Origin of the sequence: Leucothrix pacifica, assembly GCF_003172875.1 — a bacterium.
Taxonomy (GTDB): Bacteria; Pseudomonadota; Gammaproteobacteria; order Thiotrichales; family Thiotrichaceae; genus Leucothrix; species Leucothrix pacifica.
Genome location: NZ_QGKM01000015.1, coordinates 1 through 22,036 on the forward strand (window position 1 = coordinate 1; position 22,036 = coordinate 22,036).

Below are 22,036 nucleotides of genomic sequence, written 5' to 3' on the forward strand. Positions count from 1 at the left end.
CACATTAGCTCTGGGGGCTACCTTGACCGTGTCTTCACACGCCTGGCAGGCATACTTTTTCCGGACGTACCGGATGACCTGAAGTTTGGCCGGAATGATCTCCAGTTGCTCACTGCTGTCTTCACCAATCTCACTTAACTGACAGCCACAGGCGCACACCCGTTCGGCTTCCGGCAATTCAATCAGCTTGTGGATGCGGGGCAAATGTGCCGGCAATGGTCGGCGGGCTTTGCGTGTAGTCGTCGCCTGAACCGGGGTGTCTGAGGGTGTGGAACCATCGGTATCGGGTGGCGTCTGGTCACATCGCTCAAGCGTCTCCTCGACCTCATCAAACAGCTCACCTTGTCCGGGTGCTTTTTCACTGGAGGCCCCAAAGCGCTGTTGCCGGGCCAGCCGGATCGCTTCGAATAATGTCTGAACCTGCTTTTGTAAACGCTCAGTGGTACTGCGCTCTGCCAGCAGCAGCGCCTTCAGTGAGGCCACATCATTCGGTAAGGGGTCAGCAGGTCGTTTCATGGTGTGGATTATACCGGAAAACCCTATCCCACTGTGCGGTAGTTCAAGGTTTGATGCGGTTTATTGCGCCAGAGATCAAAGCCGTCCAGCAAGCGGTTGAGCTGCTCACCATCCATCACACAGGTCGGTGTGGTGACCTCATCCGGCCATTTAAACCGCTCCTGCTCCAGACTTTTATACCACAGGCAAAACCCGTTCTTCTCCCAGTACAGGATTTTCACCTTATCCCGGCGCCGGTTGGTAAACACATACAGCGCCGGTGCAAACGGATCCAGCTGCAGAGACTGCTCCACCAGGAGCGACAAGCCGTTAATGGACTTTCTGAAGTCCACGGACTGGGTGCACAGATACACCCGGGGTAATTGGTCCGCCGGACGCATCATGACCGGACACCCGAGAGCAGTGTGGACAACCAATCCGGATCAGGTAATCGATCAAACCGCAACGTGGCGTCACCCAGCACGATTGTCAGCGGGCTACCGGAGACAGTGGTGGATGACACCACCTGCGTAAACTGAGTCTGCGTGGAGGCAGTGACCGACCGGCCTTTGAGTGTGCTGCGCCATTGATATAACGTCTGCGGTTTGAGCTGATTGGCTTTGGCGTAGTCAGCGATACTCAATCCGGAACGCGCTGCGGCATCCCAGGTGAGTCTTCCAGAATTGCTGTTTTTGAGTCAGTGTGTTGTTCATACTTGTCTCCGGTTAATAGAGAGACAGAATGACCGAATAGCTGAGCGGCTGGTAGATGGGGTTTACCTGACGCTTACTTTAGTCGCGCATACTTTTAGAGATGAAGACGAAATAGAAGTGATTCGGATAATCTCGGCCCGACCAGCTACGTCTACGGAGAGAAAACGTTATGACAAAGAAAACAGTAATTTATAAAACAGATGGTAGTGATCAACCAGCGCTAACTGAGCAAGAGAAAGCTGAGTTGGAGGCGTTGTCAAAGTTGTCTGATAACGACATTGATACAAGCGAAATTCCACAGCTTGACGAAGGCTTTTGGAAAGTGGCTGAGCAAGGTGCTTTTTACAAACCTGTTAAAAAGCAAATCACAGTGCGTGTTGATGCTGACGTACTTGCTTGGTTGAAGTCGCAAGGCAGTGGTTATCAAACACGAATGAATGATATTTTGCGTCAGGCTATGATTAAGAAAGTGAGCTGAAGCATAATTTATGATTACCTACCAATCAGGCAATATATTTCACGATCAAGTAGACGCTATTATCAACCCAGTTAATACGGTAGGTGTGATGGGTAAGGGCTTAGCGTTACAGTTTAAAAAGGATTCATCAGCTGAATATCCAGTCCTTCAAAGTCTTTAATATTCCGAGTCACAATAGTCAGATGATGTACCTTAGCCGTACCCGCAATCAAAGAGTCAGCTAAGTGCAGCACTTTGCCTTGTTGTTTCATCATCGCTCGTAACAGTGCCGCTTCCTGAGCTTCTACTTGCCCAACAGGGATAATGTAGTCGCCATAAGTACTGACTAATCCAGAGACCATTTGTTTGATAGCCGCTTTTCTAGCACCATCAGGTATTAACGTTACGCCATACTCAAGCTCATGTAGCGTAATGGTTGATAACCAAGCGATAGGTGTAGAGGCGACAAAATCAACTACGCTTTTTTGTGGCTCAGGTCGACTGAGTTCAGAAATGATGTTTGTATCTAACAGGTAATTGGTCATAGTGCTTTACTGAAAGGGGATTTCACGAGAAGGCTCTTTTCTGTCAGGCAGCTCTAGCTCACCAAGGTTAGCCATGTTCTTGACCAGCCATTCGCCCATTGATTCTTTGGGTTTTGTTAGTGCTTCCCACTGTTCAACTGAAATCAACACATAGGGCTTTCTCGCGCCTATATATTGTGGTCTTTCATCTGCGCATCTAAGTAGCTCTGAAAGCTTTGCTTTTGCTTCAGCGACTGTCCAAGCGTCTTCGGATTGGGTGTTAGGCATCGTTTGATCTCCTAATGAATATATATAGTCTATATTGGACTATATTTATGGGTTTGTCGATAGATGAACTTTTTAGTAGATGTTGATGTTAGAGAAAACACCCATTATTTGTCTAATTGTTGTACCATAACAACCTGTTGTACTGGCTTAAAATACCCCAACAGGAAGCAACCGCATGAACAGAATCTTCGGTGGCGATAAGACCACAGAATTCACCTTCCAAAATGACATGATCCAGCAGATGCTAGCCAATGGCTGGAAGCTGGGTAACCCAAACAAGTACGACCGTGAACTCGCTTTATATTCCGAAGATGTTTTAGGTTTTATCAAAGACACGCAGGACGAGCAGTGGCAAAAGTTTTGTAAGTTGTACCCAAGTAATTCAGAACAAAAACTCTTAGAGCGCGTAGCCTCGCAGCTTAATAAAGCAGACCCCAATGCTGCAAACAAAACGGTTCGCACCTTCGGTACCTTAGGCGTCCTTCGCCATGAGTTACGTGACCGTGGTACACGCTTTAGTTTGTGCCAATTCAAGCCCGAACATGACTTAAACCCTGACACTTTAGCCCGATACAAAAAGAACCGTCTGCGTCTTGTACCAGAGCTGGTGTATAGCCCGTGGGCAACGGATGAGCATGAAGCGGCAACAGGTGTGCGTGCGAAAAAATGGCGTATTGACTTGGTGTTGTTTGTTAACGGTTTACCTGTGGCGACAATGGAGCTTAAGTCTGAGTTTAAGCAGCCCGTGAGTAACGCGGTAAAACAGTATAAAACCACGCGCTTTTCAATTGACCCTGAAACCAAAAAGCCTGAGCCATTGCTGACCTTTAAGCGTGGTGCGCTAGTGCATTTTGCGGTGAGCCAAGATCAGGTTTACATGGCGACGCGTTTAGAAGGCGATGACACGTTCTTTTTGCCGTTTAACAAAGGTACGAAAGAAGGTGGCGCAGGGAATGACATTCCTGAAGACCAAAACGAATATGCATCGGGCTATCTTTGGAATGAGGTGCTACTGCCAGATAATCTTCTGAATATTCTCTCGCGCTTTATGCATTTACAGATCGAGGAAAAGGAAACAGCAGAAGGGCGTCAGTTTAAGAAAGAAACACTGATCTTCCCGCGCTATCATCAGTGGGATGTGGTGCGAAAGTTGATTGAAGCAGCGAAGACTGAAGGGCCCGGTCATAAGTATTTGATTCAACACAGCGCGGGGTCGGGTAAGTCCAATTCGATTGCGTGGTCAGCACATCAGTTGTCAGCGATTCACCAAGATGATGGGAGTAAGTTGTTTGACTCGGTGATCGTGGTGACCGACAGAACGGTACTGGATGACCAGTTACAAGAAACGATTTCACAATACACGTCTGTTGAGGGTGTGGTTGGTCGTGTCAATCGCAAAGAAGGCGAGGGTTCTAAGTCAGAGCAGCTCGCAACGGCCTTAGAAAACTCGCAGCCGATTATCATTGTGACGATTCAGACCTTTCCGTATGTATTAAAAGCGATTGAAAACAGTGTGAGCCTGAAAGAACGTAACTATGTGGTGATCGCGGATGAGGCGCACAGCTCGCAAACGGGTAGTACAGCGCGTCAGCTAAAAGAAGTGTTGATGATAGATACTACTGGCAAGGGCAAAGGTGAGGATGAAGTCTTAAGCACCGAGGATATTCTGGACGCTGCGGTGGCCTCCCGTCGTGTGTCGAGTAACTTGAGCTACCTTGCGTTTACAGCAACGCCTAAGGATAAGACCTTGCAGTTGTTTGGTCGTGTACCCAACCCAGCAGAACCTGCGTCTAAGACCAATATGCCGGAGGCGTACCATGTTTACAGCATGCGCCAAGCGATTGAGGAAGGCTTTATTCTTGATGTGCTCAAGAACTACACCAACTACAAAGTGGCTTATCAGCTTGCGATGAAGATTGCAGGGAGTGATGAAGAGGTTGAGAGTAAGAAGGCCAAGGTTAAGTTGAATCAGTGGGTGCGTTTGCATGATCACAATATTAGCCAGAAAGTGAAGGTGATTATTGAGCACTTTAAAGACAACATCATGGGTTTATTGGCTGGCCAAGCGAAAGCGATGGTGGTGACGAGCAGCCGTAAAGAGGCGGTGCGTTATAAGTTGGGTTTTGATAAGTACATAAAAGAACAAGGCTACGACAGAATCACGGCAATGGTGGCGTTTTCGGGGGAAGTTGAGTTCAACGAGGATGACCCGAATTCGGCTGCGTTACTGGGTGATAAGTTTACCGAAACTGGCATGAACCCTGACCTGAAAGGGCGTGACATGCGTAAGACGTTTAATAGCGATGATTACCAGGTGATGATTGTGGCGAATAAGTTTCAAACAGGTTTTGATCAGCCGAAACTGTGCGCGATGTATGTCGATAAAAAGCTAGGCGGTGTGGAGTGTGTGCAGACGTTGTCGCGCTTGAACCGAACGTATAAGGGAAAAGCAGAGTGCGGCACGTTTGTGTTGGACTTCTTTAATGATCCTGAGGATATTTTGGAGGCGTTCCAGCCTTATTATCAAACCACTGAATTGGCGGATGTCTCTGATCCTGATTTGATTTTTGACTTGCGTGAAAAGCTGGATGCGGTGGGTATTTACCAGTGGCATGAGATCAATCAGTTTTGTGATGCGTTCTTTGTTAAAAGCAAAAGTAATGCGGCGATTTCGAATATCTGTAAGCCAGCGGTGGAGCGTTGGCAGAAGCGTTATAACTCAGCGGTTGAGGCATATCGAAAAGCTAAAGATGAGTTTGAACGCATAAAAGATTTTAACGACCCCGTAGTTACAGCGAATAGAGAGAACCACCTAAAAGAATGTCAGCAAGAGAAGGATACCTTAGAGATATTCAAAAAGGACTTAGGGACGTTTGTACGCTTCTATGAGTTCATGTCGCAGATTGTGGATTACGATGATAAAGACTTGGAAAAACTGAGTCTGTATGCGCGTAATCTTAGACCGCTACTGCGTGAAGCGGTGGTTGATGAAGATGATATTGACTTGAGCAATGTGGAGTTGAGTCACTACCGACTCACGGCGATTCGTCAGCAGCATATTAAGCTAAAAGATGATTCGGCGGATTATGCGCTTGAGCCGGGTGATAGTGTGGGCAGTGCCAAGCCCAAGGATAAGAAAGCGGAGTTTTTGTCGCAGATTATTGAGCGCTTGAATGAGATTTTTGTAACGGATGGTTTGACAGATGATGACTTGGTTAATTATGCACAGACGATTCGGGACAAGATGAGAGAAAACACGGTGGTGATGAATCAGGTCGCGAATAATTCGCCTGAGCAGGCGATGCTGGGTGACTTCCAGAAAGCGGTCGATGACGCGATTATGGATAGCGGCCAAGCGCATGAAAATCAGATGATGCAGTTGTTGTCTAATCCTGATCGGGCGGTGGCGTTTTCGCGGCTTGTGTTTGAGATGTTGAAGATGGGGCGTTAGTTGGCACGCAAGTAATTTAGAAGCATTTTATGTGATGGGATGTAGGTGCTGTTGGCCGTTTAAAGGATTAGAAACTTCTTAAGCTCATTAATCACAGAACCCCATTATCTTGACTATACTCATTTTGGAGATCAAATTTTTCGATATAAAAAGTGAGGGAGAATGATGGCTAGTTCAGATTGGCATCCAAAAGGCTTCGAAGCCTACGCCAAAAGTGATTACACCTACGATGATGCTGCGATGCTTGCATCACTGTGGAATATACCGATTGTTGAGGCAAAACAAGTACTCGGTCATAAGATTATCAATAATATTCAGGATCTGTTACCAGAAGGCTTACAAACACCGAGTGGTGCGAAAGCGGACCCAAAACTGGATCCGAAAGCCGAACCAAATGGTACTGATGTGAAGTTTCAGGCCTACGTTCACAGTCGTTATGACTACACTGATGCAGAACTTTTAGCGTCACTCTGGAATATGAGTATTATCGAAGCTAAGCATGAAATCGGTTATAAAGTTAAGCATGGTCTTGAGCAGAATTTGCCAGATAAACTACGTGAGAATGACCACGTATCACCCCACCTGAGTCCTGAAGATAAAGCATATGAAGCATATCGGCAGAGTCATTATGACTATGATGATGCTGAACTACTGTCTGGTGTTTGGGGATTATCGATCGTTGAAGCCAAGCATATGATTGGTGTGACCGTGGCCACTAAAATGGAAACCTTGTTACCCGGCAAAATATATCGTGAGAGCTGATGGATAAGTTTGTATGACAGCACACTTATGTTTGGTCAAATCAGAGAGTGTTAATGCATTGTCAATAGATGCTGCCGAAACACTGCCGAACTGTCCTGAGAAGTATGGGGTGGAGGTGGAATTGCTGGCACCCTCTGGTTCAGACCGACGCGCCTTAGCACAAGCAATTGCGACGAAGCTCAATGGCGTGGTTGAGCCTTTTTTTCATCTTGATTCTGAGCCAAGTCGTGTTAAAGACAAACCGGTGTTTTACCACCTGACACAAGCGTTTAAGGTGTTGAATGTCTCCGGGGATGTATTGCTGCAATGTCTGGATGATATTACGCTGCAGCAGGGCTTAGTCAAAAGCACAGAGGCTAAAGCGGGTTGGTATCGCATTCTCAGCGATGACATTCGTTTGTTGCGCTTAGCCAGACAGCAGGTCAATCCTCATGATTCTATAGAGCAGTCACTCACTGGTATCGCCAGTTTATTCGGTGTAGATGTTGATGCGGCTAAAGGTGGCGTATACCGTGTAGCAGACCAAGCAGGCGCATCGATTGCTCTGGCGGCACCCCTACCGGGTGAGCGTGAACGACCCTGTGAGATGGTCACTGCACCACTGGCTGCTCATGACACTGAGTCGTTACGCGTCTATTTGGATACTGCTAATGAGTTAGGTTTTGAAATCCCCGAAGAAGGAGCGACTCATCTTCATTTTGATGGCGCATTCTTTTCAGAGCCATCGATGTTTCTTAAGATAGCCAGATTTCTTCACCAGTATCGCTTAGTGTTACGGCGGATTATGAATACCAATCTGAATTGTCGTCGTATTGGTGATTGGCCTCATGAGTTTCTGGAGCTGATCAAAACCGACGAGTTATTAGCATTAGATTGGCAAGCATGTCGCGAACGAGTTGCACAGACGGGAATCACAAAATACTGTGATTTTAATTTGAGAAATCTGATTTTTAATTCGCCGGATAAACATACCTTAGAGATCCGCATGCTGCCGTCTGTGTTAGACAGCGAATATCTATTCAGAATGCTACGCTGCTTCAATCAAATATTTATCTATCTGCATGGTTTGGTATCGTTTGACTATCAACGGTTTATGGAACCAACGCCAGAAAATGCGCAGACTTTGCTAGAGGCTTTAGGGCTGGATGAGGAAGACCGTATCGAACTGATGGCGGCATTTGATGGCTAAGTCGTTCAATCATCATTCCGGCTTGTTACCCGAAAACGCTTAAATATAACCTTCCAGAAAATCTTTTTTTACGTATACTCAGGAGTACACTTACTTTTGAGTTTACAGCCTTATGTTTGAGACGCTACCCCATCCAAAACCTGATGCCATTCTTGCGCAAATGGCGCCATTCAAAGTTGATACTCGTCCCGATAAAATGAATCTGGGCGTGGGTGTTTATATGAATGATAAGGGTGAAACCATCATTCTGGACTCTGTAAAAGAAGCGGAGCGTCGCTTACTGGAGCAAGAAACGACCAAGACTTATGTCGGGTTAGCCGGTGATGTAGCTTATAACGAAGCGATGAAAGAAATCGTGTTTGGTGATGCAGCACCTGCGGGACGTGTGTATGGTTTGCAGGCTCCTGGTGGCAGTGGCTCGCTGCGGGTGTTGGCTGAGTTGATGGCACGTATGCGTCCAAATGCCAAAGTATGGGTGAGTACTCCGACTTGGCCTAATCACTATGCATTGCTAAAAACAGGCAATATTGAAATCGCTGAATACCCTTACTTCGACCCTGAGACCTGCTCGGTTGATTTTGATGCGATGACTGCAAAGCTTCGCACATTGGGCTCTGACGATGTCGTCATTCTTCACGGGTGTTGCCATAACCCAACCGGTGCCAACTTAAGTCCTGCGCAGTGGGATGAAGTGGCTGAAATAGCCGTTGAGACAGGCTTCTTGCCGTTTTTTGATATCGCATACCAAGGTTTTGGTGACGGTTTAGAAGAAGATGCTTACGGGGTTCGTAAGTTTGCTTCAACCGTTAAGGAAATGCTGGTTGCTGTGTCGTGCTCAAAGAACTTTGGTATCTACCGCGACCGTGTGGGCTGTGCATTTGTCATGGGTGGTACTGAAGAAACAGCGACACTGGCCAATGAAAATATCCAGAATATTGCACGCGGAATGTACTCCATGCCACCAGATCACGGTGCATCTGTCGTGAGGATTATTTGGCAAGATCCGGAATTGCGTCAGCAGTGGATGGATGAGTTAAAAACAATGTGTACACGCATGACGTCTCTGCGTAATTTACTTGCTGAGAGCTTCCGCAAACAAGGTGGTGGCGATCGCTTTGATTTCGTCGCAGTGCATCGCGGTATGTTCTCTCTGTTAGGGCTTACGCCGGAGCAGGTTGATAAGCTTCGTCAAGATCATGCGATTTATATGATCGGTGACTCACGCGTCAATATTGCAGGTATGCAGGAGCAAAACATCGATCGTTTTGTGGCTGCGGTATTGGAAGTGACACAGGGTTAATAGGTTTTGTAGCGACCTAACCTCGCTAAGGAAACCACTTAGCAATTGTTAATATGCTTTGAGTTCAGCTCGATTGAACTATGAAATATCCGGCGCAGAGTGACCGGATATTTTTTTGCATGATATTTAATGACCATTGGTCGGACTTGTCCTGTGGTGCTTACTACTTGACTGTTAAACTAACACTACAAAAAAAATTAACAGATTCCATGGTTGTCTCCTCATGAGCTTTATTTCTGATCGACTGTCTCTTTCAGCGCGCTGCTTTGTGCCAGTGCTGATAATTATTCTTGCTTCACTGCCTGTCTCTCTCAGTCTGGCTGAGGAGATCAAATCAGCTATTGTGGTGAATCAGGCGGGATATCATCCTGACTGGCCCAAGCGTGCCATGCTGATTAATAAAACAGAAGAGGATTCTATTGCCTTGATTGATGCGCAGTCAGGGGATTTAGTCAAAATGATTAATCCAGAGTCGGAAGTTGAGGGGCCACAACAGAGCAAATTACAGTTCCTGGATTTCTCAGACGTTGTAAATACCGGTCGTTTTTATCTTGAAGGCGGTGATCTGAAGTCCGTTACGTTTAGCATAGCGGAAGAGCCCTATAAGGAAGCTACGCGCTTATTACTGCGCAGTTATTATTTGCAACGATGTGGTGAAGAGTTGCTTGATCCTGAGACAGGACTGTCGCATCAGGCGTGTCATTTGGATGACGGTATTTATGCTCGCGATGATGAGCTCAATAAAGAAGGGGTGCATCATCATGCCAGCGGTGGATGGCATGATGCCGGCGATTACGGAAAATACATTGCGCCTGCCTCGGTGACCGTGAATCGCTTGATGAGCTTGTATTTAATGGCGCCATCGCGTTATCCGGACTCTGCTTTATCCATACCTGAGTCGGGTAATGGTCGTTCAGATCTGCTGGATGAATTAATCGTTGAGTTGGACTGGATGCTAAAAATGCAGCGCGCGGATGGTGCTGTTTATCGTAAATTGTCCGGCGCCAAATGGCCCAGCGTCATTACGCCTGATGAAGATACGCAAGTGCGTTACGTCTATGGGGTGTCATCACCCGAGACTGGTAAGTTTATTTCCAGTATGGCGATGGCGTCGCGTACTTATAAAAATATTGATGAAGCCCGTTCGGAGCGCTATCTGGAAGCCGCTGAAAAATCCTGGAACTGGTTGAAATTCCAGTCAGAGCAAACGGTGGATTGGCAAAAGAAAGATGACTCTGGCTCAGGTTCCTATTTAAGTTCGGACACGGATACAGAGGTGCAGTTAGATACAGACCGTGATGACCGACTGACCGCTGCCATAGAGCTGTTTTTGGCGACGAGAAAAGATGAGTATCGGGATTATATATTGGCTTTTGAGCCTGAGAAAACTTATTCCTTATATGAATGGAAAGATGCTTCTGCATTGTCATTACTTCACTTGATGGAGCAGGATAAATCCCCGGAGATGGCAGCGATTCGTGAGGATATCCAACGTAAATTAATGCAGCGTGCTGATCAGCTTTATGCGCAAGTCATGGACTCGCCTTTTAATGTGGCGAATACCAAAATCATCTGGGGTTCCAATAAAATGACCGCAGAGGAGGGCATTACACTCGCACATGCCTGGAGACTTAGTGGTCAGAAAAAGTATCTTCACGCGGCTATTGATCAGCTGGATTATGTGATGGGGAGAAATCCTTTCAATCTCTCATTCGTAACGGCGGTGGGTGAAAAAGCAGTGAAAAACCCGGTGCATATCTTTGGTCGTTCTCTAAAGCGTACCTTGCCTGGTTTATTAGTGGGTGGTCCAAATGAATCAGCTCAGGATGGCATTGCGCCTAAGGGTAAAGGGTTGATGAGCTATGTGGATCATGAACGTGCTTACTCGGTTAATGAGTACGCGATTGATTACAATGCGGCATTGATTGGGTTACTGGAGATTTTAGCGATTTACGATGAGGGGACTGATGTAACTTCTGAAGTTTATGCGAAGCCTTCTTCAGCGGCTTCAGTGGATGTGGTGCGCGCAGACGCTCTTATAAGTGATCAGGATATAGCCAGCGCTTTACAGTCTGCCAGTATCACATCAGCACCATCTGACGTTCCTCAGAAGGTATTGTTTATTGGTAACAGCTTCACGTATTACAACAATAGTTTGCATTATCATGTGGAGCAGTTGAGGCGTTATGCTATGAAACCTGCGGACTTTTCGCCTTATAATTTCAGAGCGGCGACTATTGCGGGTGGTTATTGGTATGAGCAACAAGCGGGTGTGGATAGTTTGACCGCTGGAAAAGGCTGGGACGTTGTTGCGCTTCAAGGTCATAGTCGGGAAGCGATTGATGATGATAAAAAACTAATTTTTAAAGCGAGTCTGAGAGAGTCAATCGAGTTACTTCAACAGCGAGGTGCTAGGCCCATGTTGTTTATGACCTGGGCCTACAAACACCAGCCGGATATGATTCAACAGCTTGAGCCTGCTTACATTGAGCTGGCCAGAGAGTTAGAAGTCACTTTGGTACCCGTAGGAAGCGCATTTGATCGTGCGCTCGCGGCAAGACCTACTCTTAACTTACACGCACCTGATGGTATACACCCTAGTCGTGAAGGAACCTACTTAGCTGCTTGTGTGTTTTATAAAATGTTATACAAGCAATCACCCGTAGGCCTGTTTTATAAAATGGGGCTTGAGCCGGAAACGGCTGAGTTTTTACAAAGGATTGCGGAGCAAACAGTCTCTGAGTTTAGCAAGCATGAACTCAACCACACCTTAGCCTCGAGTGTGGTGGTTGCTCCACAGTAACTTTAATTGGGAATAGCTTGGCTTCACACATTGACTTTATTCCTGCTTTTCAAATGTTAATGAAAACGAGATCAATGAAGCATAAGCGAAAGGGTCGGCATTTAAGGAACGGTTGCTTAGTGCCAGTACACTTTGAATGCGTTGGTTCATGAGTTTTCCGCCCAGCATTGCACTTGCTTCCAGTAGCAATGTTTCCGGTGAAGTGATTGGCGTGTCTGCGATATGACTTTGTGCCACGCTGTTGGGTAATAAGGATTTACTGGTTTCTGACCATGCCAGGTTGTTGTAAAAGAGGTGCCAGGTTTGGTCAATAATGCTGGCTGCGACAGCAGCGTAACGCGGCTCACAACTGGCATTTGACCATTCTAATAAGCCTTTAGCTACCGCGGCATAGTCCTGAAAAGTACCGATCTGCTGTGAGGCGGCAGAGCGTTTGAGTCGTTCACCATCCCAGAGGCTTAACAAAAAAGCTGCTAGCTGATCTCCTGACTGACGCAATGCAGGCTTGTGTGGTAACGCAGCGGCTAGTGATGATAATACAAGCCCATTCCAGCCGGATAATTGCTTGTTGTCTTTTGGTAAGCTGCGATTTGCTTGTCGATATTGTTGGAGTTTGAGTTTAAGTTCGTCGATTGCTTTTCCTGTCTCGGCTTCAGTCATCTGCAAATCTTTCGCAAGAGATGCAATACTGTCACTCTGAATGGGCAAGTTTCCAGAGACTTGTTCCGGTGGGCGTTTTAAATCCCAAACGGCAAATGCGATGGCCTGTTCTTTTTTGTTTAACGCGGCTCGTATGTCATCTTCGGTATACAGATAATAAGCCCCTTCATTACCCTCATTATCAACTGCGGACAGGCTCGCAATAAAAGCATCTCTGCCGCGCATCTCGCGTTGCATAAAGTCGATCGTTTCTAGGGCAACATCCCGATATGGTTTGTGGTTGAAATAGTCTGCCGCTTTAAATAATAAAATAGGTAATTGGGCATTGGTATACAGCATCTTTTCGTAATGCGGTGTTTTCCAGCCGGGGTCAACGGTGTAACGAAAGAAGCCACCGCCAATAGCATCATGCAAGCCTTTGGTGCTGATCGCATCTATGGTAAGCCTCAGGAACTCATCGATCTCCGGATTAGGCTTTTTAGCGTTTATTTCCAGCAGTGCGTGAATTTGCGGGAAGTTGGGAAACTTTTGATTGCTGAAACCACCCTGTAAATCATCAGCTTCTTCCATGGCTTTTTCAAGAAACAACGCTGCTTGACTGGCAATGCTAATTTTTTGTGTCGTCAGCTCTAAAATGCCCAGCATGCCTGATAGTTGCTTACTCAGGTCTTTTGCTTTTTCCATGACTAACGCTGAGTCCTTAGACCAGCGTTGATTGATGGTTTCCAGTACTCCGGAAAAATGATCGCGGGGCATGTAAGTACTACCAACTAAGGGGTAACCTTCTGGTGTGATGAATACATTCAATGGCCAACCAGCAACGCCATTGGTCACCTGTACAAATTCAATCAGTCGTTTGTCGAGTACCGGATTTAATTCACGATCAACTTTGATTGGTATATAGTTTTCATTAAGCTGTTTGGCAATGCTTGGGTCGACAAAGCTTTCCTGATGCATGACATGACACCAGTGGCAGGCAAAATAGCCGATGGATACATAGAGTAGTTTGTTTTCTTTACGGGCTTTTGCCAGGGCTTCATCACCCCAGCTGTGCCAGGCGATTGGGTCATCACCGTGCATGGCCAAATACGGTGAGTGATGACCCTTAAGCTCATTCGCAAATGCGGGAAGAAAAACGCTACTGCTCAGGCTGGCTGCTAAGGTAAGGCGAAGCATCAGTTGTGATAGGGGCATGCTTGCCTCCGGTATTAATAGTGCTTATCAATACGGGTGATATGGCTGCTTGGTTGCTTAAACACAGAATTTACTGGAACGATTGATGAGACTGTTATCGATTTTTATGGCACTTAAGTTGCGGGCAAGGCCTCAAATATCACAGGCCTGACACTCATACACATCCATGACTGATTTAAGTTCTGAGTACACATAGTCTCGCTCTTGCAAGGTTAAAGAGGCCAGTGATTCAACGGTTTCCTCTCGCTCCATCGAGTGCAGGAGTTTATTGACTTTCATACAGCCTTCCAGCGCTAAAGTTTCAACGATTTCGTCCAGTTTATGAGTGTCTAAATCAGCATTCATGGTTGCCTGTGGAAATGCTGCACCACCAAACCAGAACTCCAGGCCTTTGTCTAAAAACTCGTCGTAATTTAGATAGTGAGTACCATCACAGGAAAAATTAAGCCCCACTTTGCCATTCACAATGTTGAATGATGCGGAGCGTAAATAGATGGTTTCATCGGCAAACCGCAACGCTTTGAATTGCCTTAGTATCTTGCCCACTAGTTCTTTTGGCACCGTTGCCCTGTCAAAATACTGACGTCTCGGATACGCTAAACAGATATTCGTATTTGAAAGTTCGTCCATTGTCAGTAGACGATAAACATACGGATCATCAGTATGCCAGATGGTTGAGCGACTACTGGAGAAGTGGGTTTGAATATGATGAACACCCTGATCAACAATAAGTGCTTCATGAACAGACAACACGTGATCGATATGTTTGTCCATCAGGCTTTCTACCCGTTCTTGCGTAAACAAGCCTTGACGGATAGCGGGATCACCTTTGATTTGTCGCCATTGGCTAGGCTCTTCATATATCACATCAGAATGAGGCAGTTCACGCAGATCGAAATCAACCCCTAAATAGCCGAGGCGTTGTCCGTCCTTATTTCGAATGGTTTGCGTCGCAGTGACAGACGGCCGCTTTTTATTTCGGCTTATATATGCCTGCGACAGATTAAAGTTAATCGATTCGTCATACATGTGTTGCATGTAAGGACGTTGGGAGCGATCACGTTTGATCGCTTCACTGTCTGCACCAAAGCGGTTGATGGTTGAGCTTAGCTGAATGCCCTTGTCATCAAGCACATAGACATATTTTGAGTGATCCAATGAGTTGAAGATATAACGCAGATGCTTGTCGAGCAGATCGATATCATCCATTAATGGTGGAATGAACTGCGCATGGTGGTTTAATTCGTTAGCCAGTAGATCTTTAAGAATGACCCGTTGAGCATGAATAGAGTGCTTGAGCGTGTTAGGCATTACTTCCTCCGGCAATAGAATAGGTTGTGCCGATATTAGTATGTGCCTGCTGTTTAAGCCTGACCATATCCATTTTTGTGAGATGAAATACTACGGAGTGGGGAGTGATATGCATGATAAATATAAAAAAAGGCTACCCATTTGGATAGCCCCTTGCGCCTGTCTACGAACTGAAGTTTAAGCCGTTAACAAACTCTCCTTACTGAGAGCCATTGCTTAAACTGATTACTGTCCATATTAGTTCGCATCTTTTGCCGCGCCATGCTCATGCTTCATGTCGTCATGTTTCATCTCGCCCATCTCAGAGTGATCCATCTCCTTGTGGTCATGTTTATTCTCATCCGCAGCAGAATGATCCATTGTTTCCTCACCGTGCTTCATATCGGTCATTGCGGAGTGATCCATCATTTTTGCGATGTCTTTTACAAGGAATTCAATTTCAATATCGCCGGCTTTTTCAAATTTCACCAAACCTTTACGACGCTCATCTGGCTTTAATTGCTCTTGTAAGCCGATAAACATAATGTGGTAGCTGCCTGGCTTTAGCTCGACAGTTTTTCCCGCAGGAATTTCCAAGCCATCTTCGATTTGGTTCATTTTCATCACACCATCGACCATGATCATTTCGTGGATTTCAACCGTGTCCGCAAAAGTACTCGTGCCTGCGATCAGACGATCCGCCTCAGTACCATTATTGGTAATCGTCATAAAGCCACCTCCGACAGGAGATGACGGTGGCGTGCTGCGTGCGTATGGATGATCAATCGTCAGAGAGCCGACTTTGTATTCGTGTGCAGATACGCTTACGCCCAATGTCGTTAAAGCGAGTAGTGTTGAAAGTATTACATTTTTCATGTCTGTATTTCCTGAATCTGTTTTGTCGAGTGAGTGCTATGAACAGTAGCTATTTTTTATTAATCAGTAAGCCACAATAATTCTTAACCAGATGTATTTCTGGCAGTGCTTAAGAGGGCTTAAATACTACAAATAGACGGGAGGTGCGCGACTGGAATACAGAGAGAGATGAGGAACTCGATAGACGTATGATGTGTATATCGTGTTTTGCTGAAAAGGCGTGGGCGTGAACGCTGGAATGCCAGGTGTGGGCAATGGGCTGCTACCCAATGCATCTGCTAATTGCAATACCGCACAGTAGTCGGACACTTCCTCAAGTGTCAGGTGTGCTTTCAGCGTGACTGATTTGAAGCCATTAACTGTACAGACAATCACCGTTTCGCCTTTAGCATTGCTGCTAATCAGCGGAGTCGTCCAGAAATTAAGCCATGGGGTCATCGTAATGACCAGAATTAATATCCAGAGCGAAATGGTTTTATGTGTAAGTCTTTTGATCAAGTCAGGTTTCTATAAATTTCGGTTATACGATTCTGTGGTTTTTCGCTGGCGTATGTCAAGCTTGATAAACTAAACATATCACGGATGAAACTGCGTCACGTATAGTCTTTGAGGTTGACTGACACATCAGCGGCTGCTTCTTTTGGTATATTCTTGCCGGCTGCCAGTATTTTACGCCCCATGCTGTAGGCAATAGGATCATTCATCGCATCGACGGCGAGGAATTGCTGATCTTTGTAGTACCAAATTGACAGAGAACCTTCGCGCTTACCGGGGCGTGTGACTGTATCGTTATATCCTTGATTTAAGCCAGCAATCTGAAGTTTGGTTTTATACTGGTCTGACCAGAACCAGGGAATAGGCTGATACTGAACTGGCTCACCAAGGATATGCATTGCTGCATTTTCAGCTTGTTCCACGGCATTTTGCACCGACTCCAACCTAATGCGTTGTCCCTGGTATTCAAAGCTTGCGCAGTCACCGGCTGAATAGATCGATACATCGCTGGTTTGGCTCTGCAAATTCACCGCAATACCATTATCAATAGTCAGGCCGGCATCCTCTGCGAGTTGAGTGTTGGGTGCTACTCCAATACCAGTGATGACGAAGTCTACCGCTATCTCGCTGCCGTCACTTAACAATGCTGAACGGACATGCCCCTCTTTGTCGGTAAAGCTTTTGAGGCCGGTATTTTCCAGTATGGTGATATTGTTGAGTTGATGAATGGTTCTGAAATACTCAGAGGTTGCTGGTGAGGCAACGCGTTGCAAAATACGGTCGGCTAATTCCACCACGGTTACTTGTAAACCTAAATCGGATGCAACAGCAGCGGCTTCTAGGCCGATATATCCGCCACCTACAATTAGTAGCTTTTTACCCTCAGTAAATTCGTGCTTCATTTGATCCACGTCGTTGAGGCCTCGCAGCGTGTAAATACCACTGAGTCGTCCACCAATTGCTTCCGGAAGCCAATGGGGTGTTGAGCCGGTACAGAGCATCAATTGACTGTAATTCAGGGTTTCGCTATTGCTAAGGGATACACTTTTATCTTGTCGGTTAATACTTTCTACTCGTGTGTTAAGTTTAAGCTCAACCTTGTGATCCTCATACCAGTCTTGGGGACGAAGCAATAAACGCGACAGGTCCATTTGTCCAAGCAGGTACCTCTTAGACAGTGGAGGACGTTGATAGGGTAGGTATGCCTCATCACCTATCATAATGATTCTTCCTTCGTACTCATGACTGCGCAGTGTTGCAACAAATGACGCGGCAGCTTGTCCTGCTCCTATAACAATAATGGGATTTGACATGTCGATGAGTTCCTTGCTTTTTGTGGTAATGGTTGAGCCGGTATGAGCCTGAACTTTAGCAGTTTAGTGAGAATACAGGAAAGTGCCAGATGTGAATTTTACAGTAATCCGGGCGTATGGATTTGAAGGCGGGTTAATTGGGTTCGGATTACTTCCCAGTTATCAGTTAAACACTACCGCAGTCCTTTTGCTTGCTTGCTTAAACTTATTGCCAACATAAAATCAATTGTATTAATCGTGAATTGTTGGTGTATCAGGCAGGGTAGCCGCAGACCAATATAGATTACAAAATAACCCGTCATAAGGAGTTTGGTGTGGGCTATTCTTTAGATAATCAGATAAATGATTCAACGCAGTTCAAAGCACCGGATCCGCTATTTATTGCAACGGTACAGGCCTTATCGCAAGGATTCCCGTGGGAGAGGTTTGAGCGTTTTTTTGACTCTCGTCCTTTAATCAATGCAAGTGCGGTTGATCAGGTCTTTCTAATGCGTGTCCTCGCACTGCAGGAAATGTTGTGCCTGAATGATGCTGATGTTCTGAAGTGGGTGAAAAACCAGCTCTATTTATTTGCATTTGTATCGCCTCACTATAAACCAAGATTACCGAATGAAACCGTTCTGGAAAACTTTCGCCAAAGGCTCGATGAGTTAAAAATGCTTCAGCCATTCCGCCTGCGTTGCCAGCAGTTGATATTGAAATATGGTGAAATGCCGGATTCATTAGAGTCGCCTGCTGTGCCTGGGCAGTCAGTCGAGTTTGATGCTTATCTCTACAGTGATTCCAAGCTTGAATCATCTGCTGAAGAGTCGATAGATTTTCCTGAAATCGAAGAGCGTTGGGTGACTTGCCCGTTGTGCGATAGCTCTGAATTAGGTGCTTATGCTCCTGCAAGTTTAGACATACCCAATGCTGATCCATGGGCTGACTGTCAGCAGTGTGGTCATAAATTCAAAGTAGGATAACGCTGTCGTTTTATAAGCACATCTGTCAAAATTATCGGGAGCTTCTTTTGATTACTAAAGTTTTGACAGGATATTGCTATGGATAACAACTCACTGGCTTTGCAAGGTAAGGTCGCTCTGGTCACGGGTGCTGCCAAGCGCATCGGTGCCAACATTGCAAGAACACTTCACTCTCAAGGCGCCTGTGTCGTCATTCATTATGGTCATTCAGCCGAAGCAGCAGAAAGGCTGGTTCGCGAACTTAATGAAATCCGTAATAATTCATCCCTTAGCTATCAAGCCAGTCTTGGAGATGTGTCTGCACTTAAAAATATGATTGCTGAGGTGACTTCATTAACCGGAGGTTTGGATGTTTTGGTAAATAATGCTTCTTCATTTTACCCAACTCCCATTGGTAAAGTGACTGAGACTGACTGGACGACGTTGTTTGATAGTAACCTGAAAGGGCCGCTCTTTTTGTCACAGGCTGCTGCGCCATATTTGAGGGAAGCCGGGGGGTGTATTGTGAATATGGTAGATATACATGCCAAACGTCCCCTACATGAGCATAGTGTTTATTGTGCGGCTAAGGCTGGTTTAATTATGTTAACGCAGTCATTGGCTCAGGAGCTGGGGCCTGAGATTAGGGTAAACGCTGTTGCGCCGGGGATCATTCTTTGGCCTGAAGTTGATCAAAATAGTGATGCACAGAATGAGCTGGTTTCCCGAACGGCACTCAAGCAAGAAGGCTGCCCGAATGATATTGCCCGGACCGTTTTATTTCTGGTAAAAGATGCGAATTACATTACCGGACAAGTCATCGCGGTAGATGGTGGCCGGACCTTGTTCCAATAAGGTCAATAATTATTAATAGATCGTCATGCAGTCCGTCATGGTAGACGTAGTGATTCAGGTTTCATTGATGGTATACTCTGCATAAGCCATGATTATCAGATATTTCTGGGGGAGTGGTATGAACACAATAACTATAGTTGAAGTTGATGATATCTGAATTCAAAACATATAAAAGCGGCCTAAAAGTAATTACTTTAAGTGCTGCTTTTTTTCTGGGGAGCGCTACGACGTGTTTCGCTGCGGGTTACAATCTAAATCTGCGTGATGCTGATTTACAGGCTCTTGTTACAACAATCTCTGCTGCGACAGGTAAGAATTTTGTTTTAGATAAGCAAGTTCGTGGCCAGAAAGTTACCATTATAACCGGAAGTGAAATCGATGAGGATAAGTTGTATGCCACTTTCCTGTCAGTCCTTCAAATGCATGGTTTATCTGCTATTGATTCCGATGGAATCATCAAGATAATCCCCGCCAACAAAGGCAAGTATCAATCAGTGCCAGTGATCAAGGATCCGACGGGTATCCCTGAAATCGATAGAAAGACAAAGAAAAAAGAACCTGATGCTTTGTATACGAAAGTTATCAAAGCATCGCATGTACCTGTTGCGAACATGGTACCCATTCTTCGGCCAATGATCTCACCAACGGGTCACTTACAAGGTTATCCACCGAGTAATAGTATTGTGGTAACAGATACGGCGGCCAATATTTCCAAAGTAACTGATTTGGTTCGAAATATGGACCGTCCTGATGAGGACGAGATGGAAGTGGTAACGCTTCGCTTCGCCTCAGCTGTTGAGTTGGTTAAAACCATTCAGGGATTACAGGGTGCTGCGACGCAAAAGGGTGCTGTTGCAAAATATAAAGTTTCACCGGATGTACGCACGAATAGTGTTCTGGTAAGCGGCAGTAAATCGGGTCGTTCACAGGTTAAAGATATCATCCGCCGTTTAGATCGCCCTAAAATCAAAACAGAAGAAGAATCTACCAGGGTGGTTTACCTTCGATATGCAAAGGCTGAAGACCTTGCAAAAGTATTACAGTCTACAACTGCCAACGCTGTCAGTGCCAAGGCCTCTGCAGAAGGTGGGGCCGGTACTCAAAAAGCGAAGGTCACAATCTCTGCTGATGCATCTACCAATACCTTGGTTATCACTGCAGAGCCAGAAGTACATCGAAACATACTTGAAGTGGTTAAGCGACTGGATATTCGTCGCGCGCAAGTCATGGTTGAAGCAGTAATTGCTGAAGTATCAATGGACTTGTCTAAAGAGTTAGGCATGCAAATTGGTGCTTATGATGCGACGGGCGGGTCTCCTTTGGTATCCACCTCATTTAGTGGGAGCTCATTCTCACTGGCAAACATTGTCAGCGGTGCCTTGCCTACCGGTACAGGTATGCTGTTGGGTATTGGGGGGGGGAGTGAAGGTAACACGCAGTGGGGTGCTGTAATGAATGCACTGGCTAGTGACGCTGCGACCAATATTCTCTCAACACCCACCATTGTGACAATGGACAATGTTGAAGCAAATATGGTGGTTGGTCAAAACGTTCCGTTTGTGACTGGTACAACAACCAACGACACGAATACTAATCCTTTCCAGACGATTGAACGTCAGGATATTGGTATTACTTTGAAAGTTACTCCACAAATAAATTCTGGCAGAAGCATCATGCTCAAGTTGGAGCAGGAAGTGTCTAGCTTGGCGGCAAGTAGTGCCAGCGCCTCTGATTTGATTACCAATAAGCGCTCTTTCTCTACTCAAGTAATGGTAGAAGACGGGCAGATGTTGGTGATCGGTGGTTTGATTGAAGATACCTTCCGTGATACGGAGCAAAAAGTGCCTATTCTTGGGGATCTGCCGTTTATTGGTAAGGCATTCCGCAACACTGTTACGGAGAAAAGTAAGCAGAACTTAATGGTCTTCATACACCCTATGATTATGCGGGATGTGTTGACTGCTGATAGCTTTACCATGCAGAAGTATAACGACTTGCGTGGTGCTCAAATGCAGAGTCGTGTGAATCAACGTGGTTCAGGCTCACGTATGGCGGCTGAATTCCCTAATGACCCGAATGTATTGCTTACCGAGAATCCGAGTATTATCCGGCAGGAGCAGCTACAACGTCACATTCAGGTGAACCAGCAACAAGCTAATACGCAGACCCATCGATATGATACCAATGCGCCTGCAAGACCGTCAAGACCATTAACAGTTCAGCAGCGTCAGCAGATAGCTAAGCAGCGCGAAGCGCAGCAGAAACATCAAAATGAGATGAAGCGTCGTCAGGCCAGGCAGGCTGAGCAGGCCAGAAGAGAAGAAATTCAACGTCGTAGGAATCAGGTTCTTCAGCGAGACAGAGAGCTGAAACTACTTCATCAGCAGAAATTGAATGGCCAGAATGGTAATCGAGGCACCTATTGAT

Annotated in this window: 18 protein-coding genes and 1 pseudogene; 9 read left to right on the top strand and 10 right to left on the bottom strand. The window is 45.9% G+C overall.

The window, feature by feature from the left end; all coding sequences use genetic code 11:
* From DKW60_RS07520 to tnpA, 3 genes and pseudogenes are all read right to left on the bottom strand, one after another.
* Positions 1 to 516: IS66 family transposase zinc-finger binding domain-containing protein (locus DKW60_RS07520; protein WP_181389618.1), on the bottom strand; the 516-nt coding region annotated here is incomplete at its 3' end.
* A gap of 23 nt (positions 517 to 539) precedes the next feature.
* Positions 540 to 899, bottom strand: coding sequence for an IS66 family insertion sequence element accessory protein TnpB (gene tnpB, locus DKW60_RS07525; protein WP_109837047.1), 360 nt, complete (start codon positions 897 to 899; stop codon positions 540 to 542).
* Positions 896 to 1,144: pseudogene (gene tnpA / locus DKW60_RS07530) on the bottom strand (IS66 family insertion sequence element accessory protein TnpA); the annotation flags it as partial. The pseudogene tnpA and the gene tnpB, both read right to left, overlap by 4 nt.
* 233 nt (positions 1,145 to 1,377) lie before the next feature.
* Here tnpA and DKW60_RS07540 point away from each other — a divergent pair.
* Positions 1,378 to 1,686, top strand: a complete 309-nt coding sequence (locus DKW60_RS07540) for a BrnA antitoxin family protein (protein WP_109837050.1) — start codon at positions 1,378 to 1,380, stop codon at positions 1,684 to 1,686.
* Between the two features lie 113 nt (positions 1,687 to 1,799).
* On the opposite strand, the gene DKW60_RS07550 is transcribed toward DKW60_RS07540, so the two are convergent.
* A complete protein-coding gene (locus DKW60_RS07550) occupies positions 1,800 to 2,210 on the bottom strand; it encodes a type II toxin-antitoxin system VapC family toxin (protein WP_109837051.1) in 411 nt (136 codons plus the stop codon).
* Between the two features lie 6 nt (positions 2,211 to 2,216).
* A complete protein-coding gene (locus DKW60_RS07555; protein ID WP_109837052.1) occupies positions 2,217 to 2,477 on the bottom strand; it encodes a type II toxin-antitoxin system prevent-host-death family antitoxin in 261 nt (86 codons plus the stop codon).
* A 175-nt stretch (positions 2,478 to 2,652) separates the two neighbouring features.
* Between DKW60_RS07555 and DKW60_RS07560 the strand changes: the two genes are divergently transcribed.
* From DKW60_RS07560 to DKW60_RS07580, 5 genes are all read left to right on the top strand, one after another.
* On the top strand, positions 2,653 to 5,928 hold the full coding sequence (locus DKW60_RS07560) for a type I restriction endonuclease subunit R (protein ID WP_109837053.1): 3,276 nt from the start codon (positions 2,653 to 2,655) through the stop codon (positions 5,926 to 5,928).
* 162 nt (positions 5,929 to 6,090) lie between these two features.
* Complete coding sequence (locus tag DKW60_RS07565) at positions 6,091 to 6,690, top strand: hypothetical protein (RefSeq protein ID WP_109837054.1); 600 nt, start codon at positions 6,091 to 6,093, stop codon at positions 6,688 to 6,690.
* Positions 6,691 to 6,703: 13 nt separating this feature from the next.
* Positions 6,704 to 7,879, top strand: coding sequence for an amidoligase family protein (locus DKW60_RS07570; protein WP_109837055.1), 1,176 nt, complete (start codon positions 6,704 to 6,706; stop codon positions 7,877 to 7,879).
* 112 nt (positions 7,880 to 7,991) lie between these two features.
* Positions 7,992 to 9,179 (top strand): amino acid aminotransferase, encoded by a 1,188-nt coding sequence (locus DKW60_RS07575; protein ID WP_109837056.1) that lies wholly within the window; start codon positions 7,992 to 7,994, stop codon positions 9,177 to 9,179.
* Positions 9,180 to 9,402: 223 nt separating this feature from the next.
* Complete coding sequence (locus DKW60_RS07580) at positions 9,403 to 11,982, top strand: glycoside hydrolase family 9 protein (RefSeq protein ID WP_109837057.1); 2,580 nt, start codon at positions 9,403 to 9,405, stop codon at positions 11,980 to 11,982.
* Positions 11,983 to 12,018: 36 nt separating this feature from the next.
* Here DKW60_RS07580 and DKW60_RS07585 read toward each other — a convergent pair whose 3' ends face one another.
* From DKW60_RS07585 to DKW60_RS07605, 5 genes are all read right to left on the bottom strand, one after another.
* Positions 12,019 to 13,836 carry a thioredoxin domain-containing protein gene (locus DKW60_RS07585; RefSeq protein WP_109837058.1) on the bottom strand — a complete coding sequence of 606 codons (1,818 nt, stop codon included), beginning with the start codon at positions 13,834 to 13,836 and terminating at the stop codon, positions 12,019 to 12,021.
* A gap of 132 nt (positions 13,837 to 13,968) precedes the next feature.
* Positions 13,969 to 15,147 (bottom strand): PDC sensor domain-containing protein, encoded by a 1,179-nt coding sequence (locus DKW60_RS07590; protein WP_181389619.1) that lies wholly within the window; start codon positions 15,145 to 15,147, stop codon positions 13,969 to 13,971.
* 237 nt (positions 15,148 to 15,384) lie between these two features.
* Positions 15,385 to 16,002: a copper chaperone PCu(A)C gene (locus DKW60_RS07595; protein ID WP_109837059.1), complete on the bottom strand. Its 618-nt coding sequence runs from the start codon at positions 16,000 to 16,002 to the stop codon at positions 15,385 to 15,387.
* A gap of 126 nt (positions 16,003 to 16,128) precedes the next feature.
* Positions 16,129 to 16,440 (bottom strand): hypothetical protein, encoded by a 312-nt coding sequence (locus tag DKW60_RS07600; protein WP_109837060.1) that lies wholly within the window; start codon positions 16,438 to 16,440, stop codon positions 16,129 to 16,131.
* 155 nt (positions 16,441 to 16,595) lie between these two features.
* Positions 16,596 to 17,810, bottom strand: a complete 1,215-nt coding sequence (locus tag DKW60_RS07605) for an NAD(P)/FAD-dependent oxidoreductase (RefSeq protein WP_109837061.1) — start codon at positions 17,808 to 17,810, stop codon at positions 16,596 to 16,598.
* Between the two features lie 314 nt (positions 17,811 to 18,124).
* On the opposite strand from DKW60_RS07605, the gene DKW60_RS07610 reads away from it, so the two are divergent.
* From DKW60_RS07610 to gspD, 3 genes are all read left to right on the top strand, one after another.
* Positions 18,125 to 18,775, top strand: a complete 651-nt coding sequence (locus tag DKW60_RS07610; protein WP_109837062.1) for a hypothetical protein — start codon at positions 18,125 to 18,127, stop codon at positions 18,773 to 18,775.
* A 78-nt stretch (positions 18,776 to 18,853) separates the two neighbouring features.
* The gene (locus tag DKW60_RS07615) at positions 18,854 to 19,609 is read left to right on the top strand and encodes a pteridine reductase (protein ID WP_109837063.1); all 756 of its coding nucleotides are present in this window, start codon (positions 18,854 to 18,856) and stop codon (positions 19,607 to 19,609) included.
* 146 nt (positions 19,610 to 19,755) lie between these two features.
* A complete protein-coding gene (gene gspD, locus DKW60_RS07620) occupies positions 19,756 to 22,035 on the top strand; it encodes a type II secretion system secretin GspD (protein ID WP_109837064.1) in 2,280 nt (759 codons plus the stop codon).
* The last annotated feature ends 1 nt before the right edge of the window (position 22,036 follow it).

What these genes read in the sequence shown, in the direction of transcription:
- tnpB (WP_109837047.1), bottom strand. Translation starts at nt 899, where the DNA reads ATGATGCGTCCGGCGGACCAATTACCCCGGGTGTATCTGTGCACCCAG.
- DKW60_RS07540 (WP_109837050.1), top strand. Translation starts at nt 1,378, where the DNA reads ATGACAAAGAAAACAGTAATTTATAAAACAGATGGTAGTGATCAACCA.
- DKW60_RS07550 (WP_109837051.1), bottom strand. Translation starts at nt 2,210, where the DNA reads ATGACCAATTACCTGTTAGATACAAACATCATTTCTGAACTCAGTCGA.
- DKW60_RS07555 (WP_109837052.1), bottom strand. Translation starts at nt 2,477, where the DNA reads ATGCCTAACACCCAATCCGAAGACGCTTGGACAGTCGCTGAAGCAAAA.
- DKW60_RS07560 (WP_109837053.1), top strand. Translation starts at nt 2,653, where the DNA reads ATGAACAGAATCTTCGGTGGCGATAAGACCACAGAATTCACCTTCCAA.
- DKW60_RS07565 (WP_109837054.1), top strand. Translation starts at nt 6,091, where the DNA reads ATGATGGCTAGTTCAGATTGGCATCCAAAAGGCTTCGAAGCCTACGCC.
- DKW60_RS07570 (WP_109837055.1), top strand. Translation starts at nt 6,704, where the DNA reads ATGACAGCACACTTATGTTTGGTCAAATCAGAGAGTGTTAATGCATTG.
- DKW60_RS07575 (WP_109837056.1), top strand. Translation starts at nt 7,992, where the DNA reads ATGTTTGAGACGCTACCCCATCCAAAACCTGATGCCATTCTTGCGCAA.
- DKW60_RS07580 (WP_109837057.1), top strand. Translation starts at nt 9,403, where the DNA reads ATGAGCTTTATTTCTGATCGACTGTCTCTTTCAGCGCGCTGCTTTGTG.
- DKW60_RS07585 (WP_109837058.1), bottom strand. Translation starts at nt 13,836, where the DNA reads ATGCCCCTATCACAACTGATGCTTCGCCTTACCTTAGCAGCCAGCCTG.
- DKW60_RS07590 (WP_181389619.1), bottom strand. Translation starts at nt 15,147, where the DNA reads ATGCCTAACACGCTCAAGCACTCTATTCATGCTCAACGGGTCATTCTT.
- DKW60_RS07595 (WP_109837059.1), bottom strand. Translation starts at nt 16,002, where the DNA reads ATGAAAAATGTAATACTTTCAACACTACTCGCTTTAACGACATTGGGC.
- DKW60_RS07600 (WP_109837060.1), bottom strand. Translation starts at nt 16,440, where the DNA reads ATGACCCCATGGCTTAATTTCTGGACGACTCCGCTGATTAGCAGCAAT.
- DKW60_RS07605 (WP_109837061.1), bottom strand. Translation starts at nt 17,810, where the DNA reads ATGTCAAATCCCATTATTGTTATAGGAGCAGGACAAGCTGCCGCGTCA.
- DKW60_RS07615 (WP_109837063.1), top strand. Translation starts at nt 18,854, where the DNA reads ATGGATAACAACTCACTGGCTTTGCAAGGTAAGGTCGCTCTGGTCACG.
- gspD (WP_109837064.1), top strand. Translation starts at nt 19,756, where the DNA reads ATGATATCTGAATTCAAAACATATAAAAGCGGCCTAAAAGTAATTACT.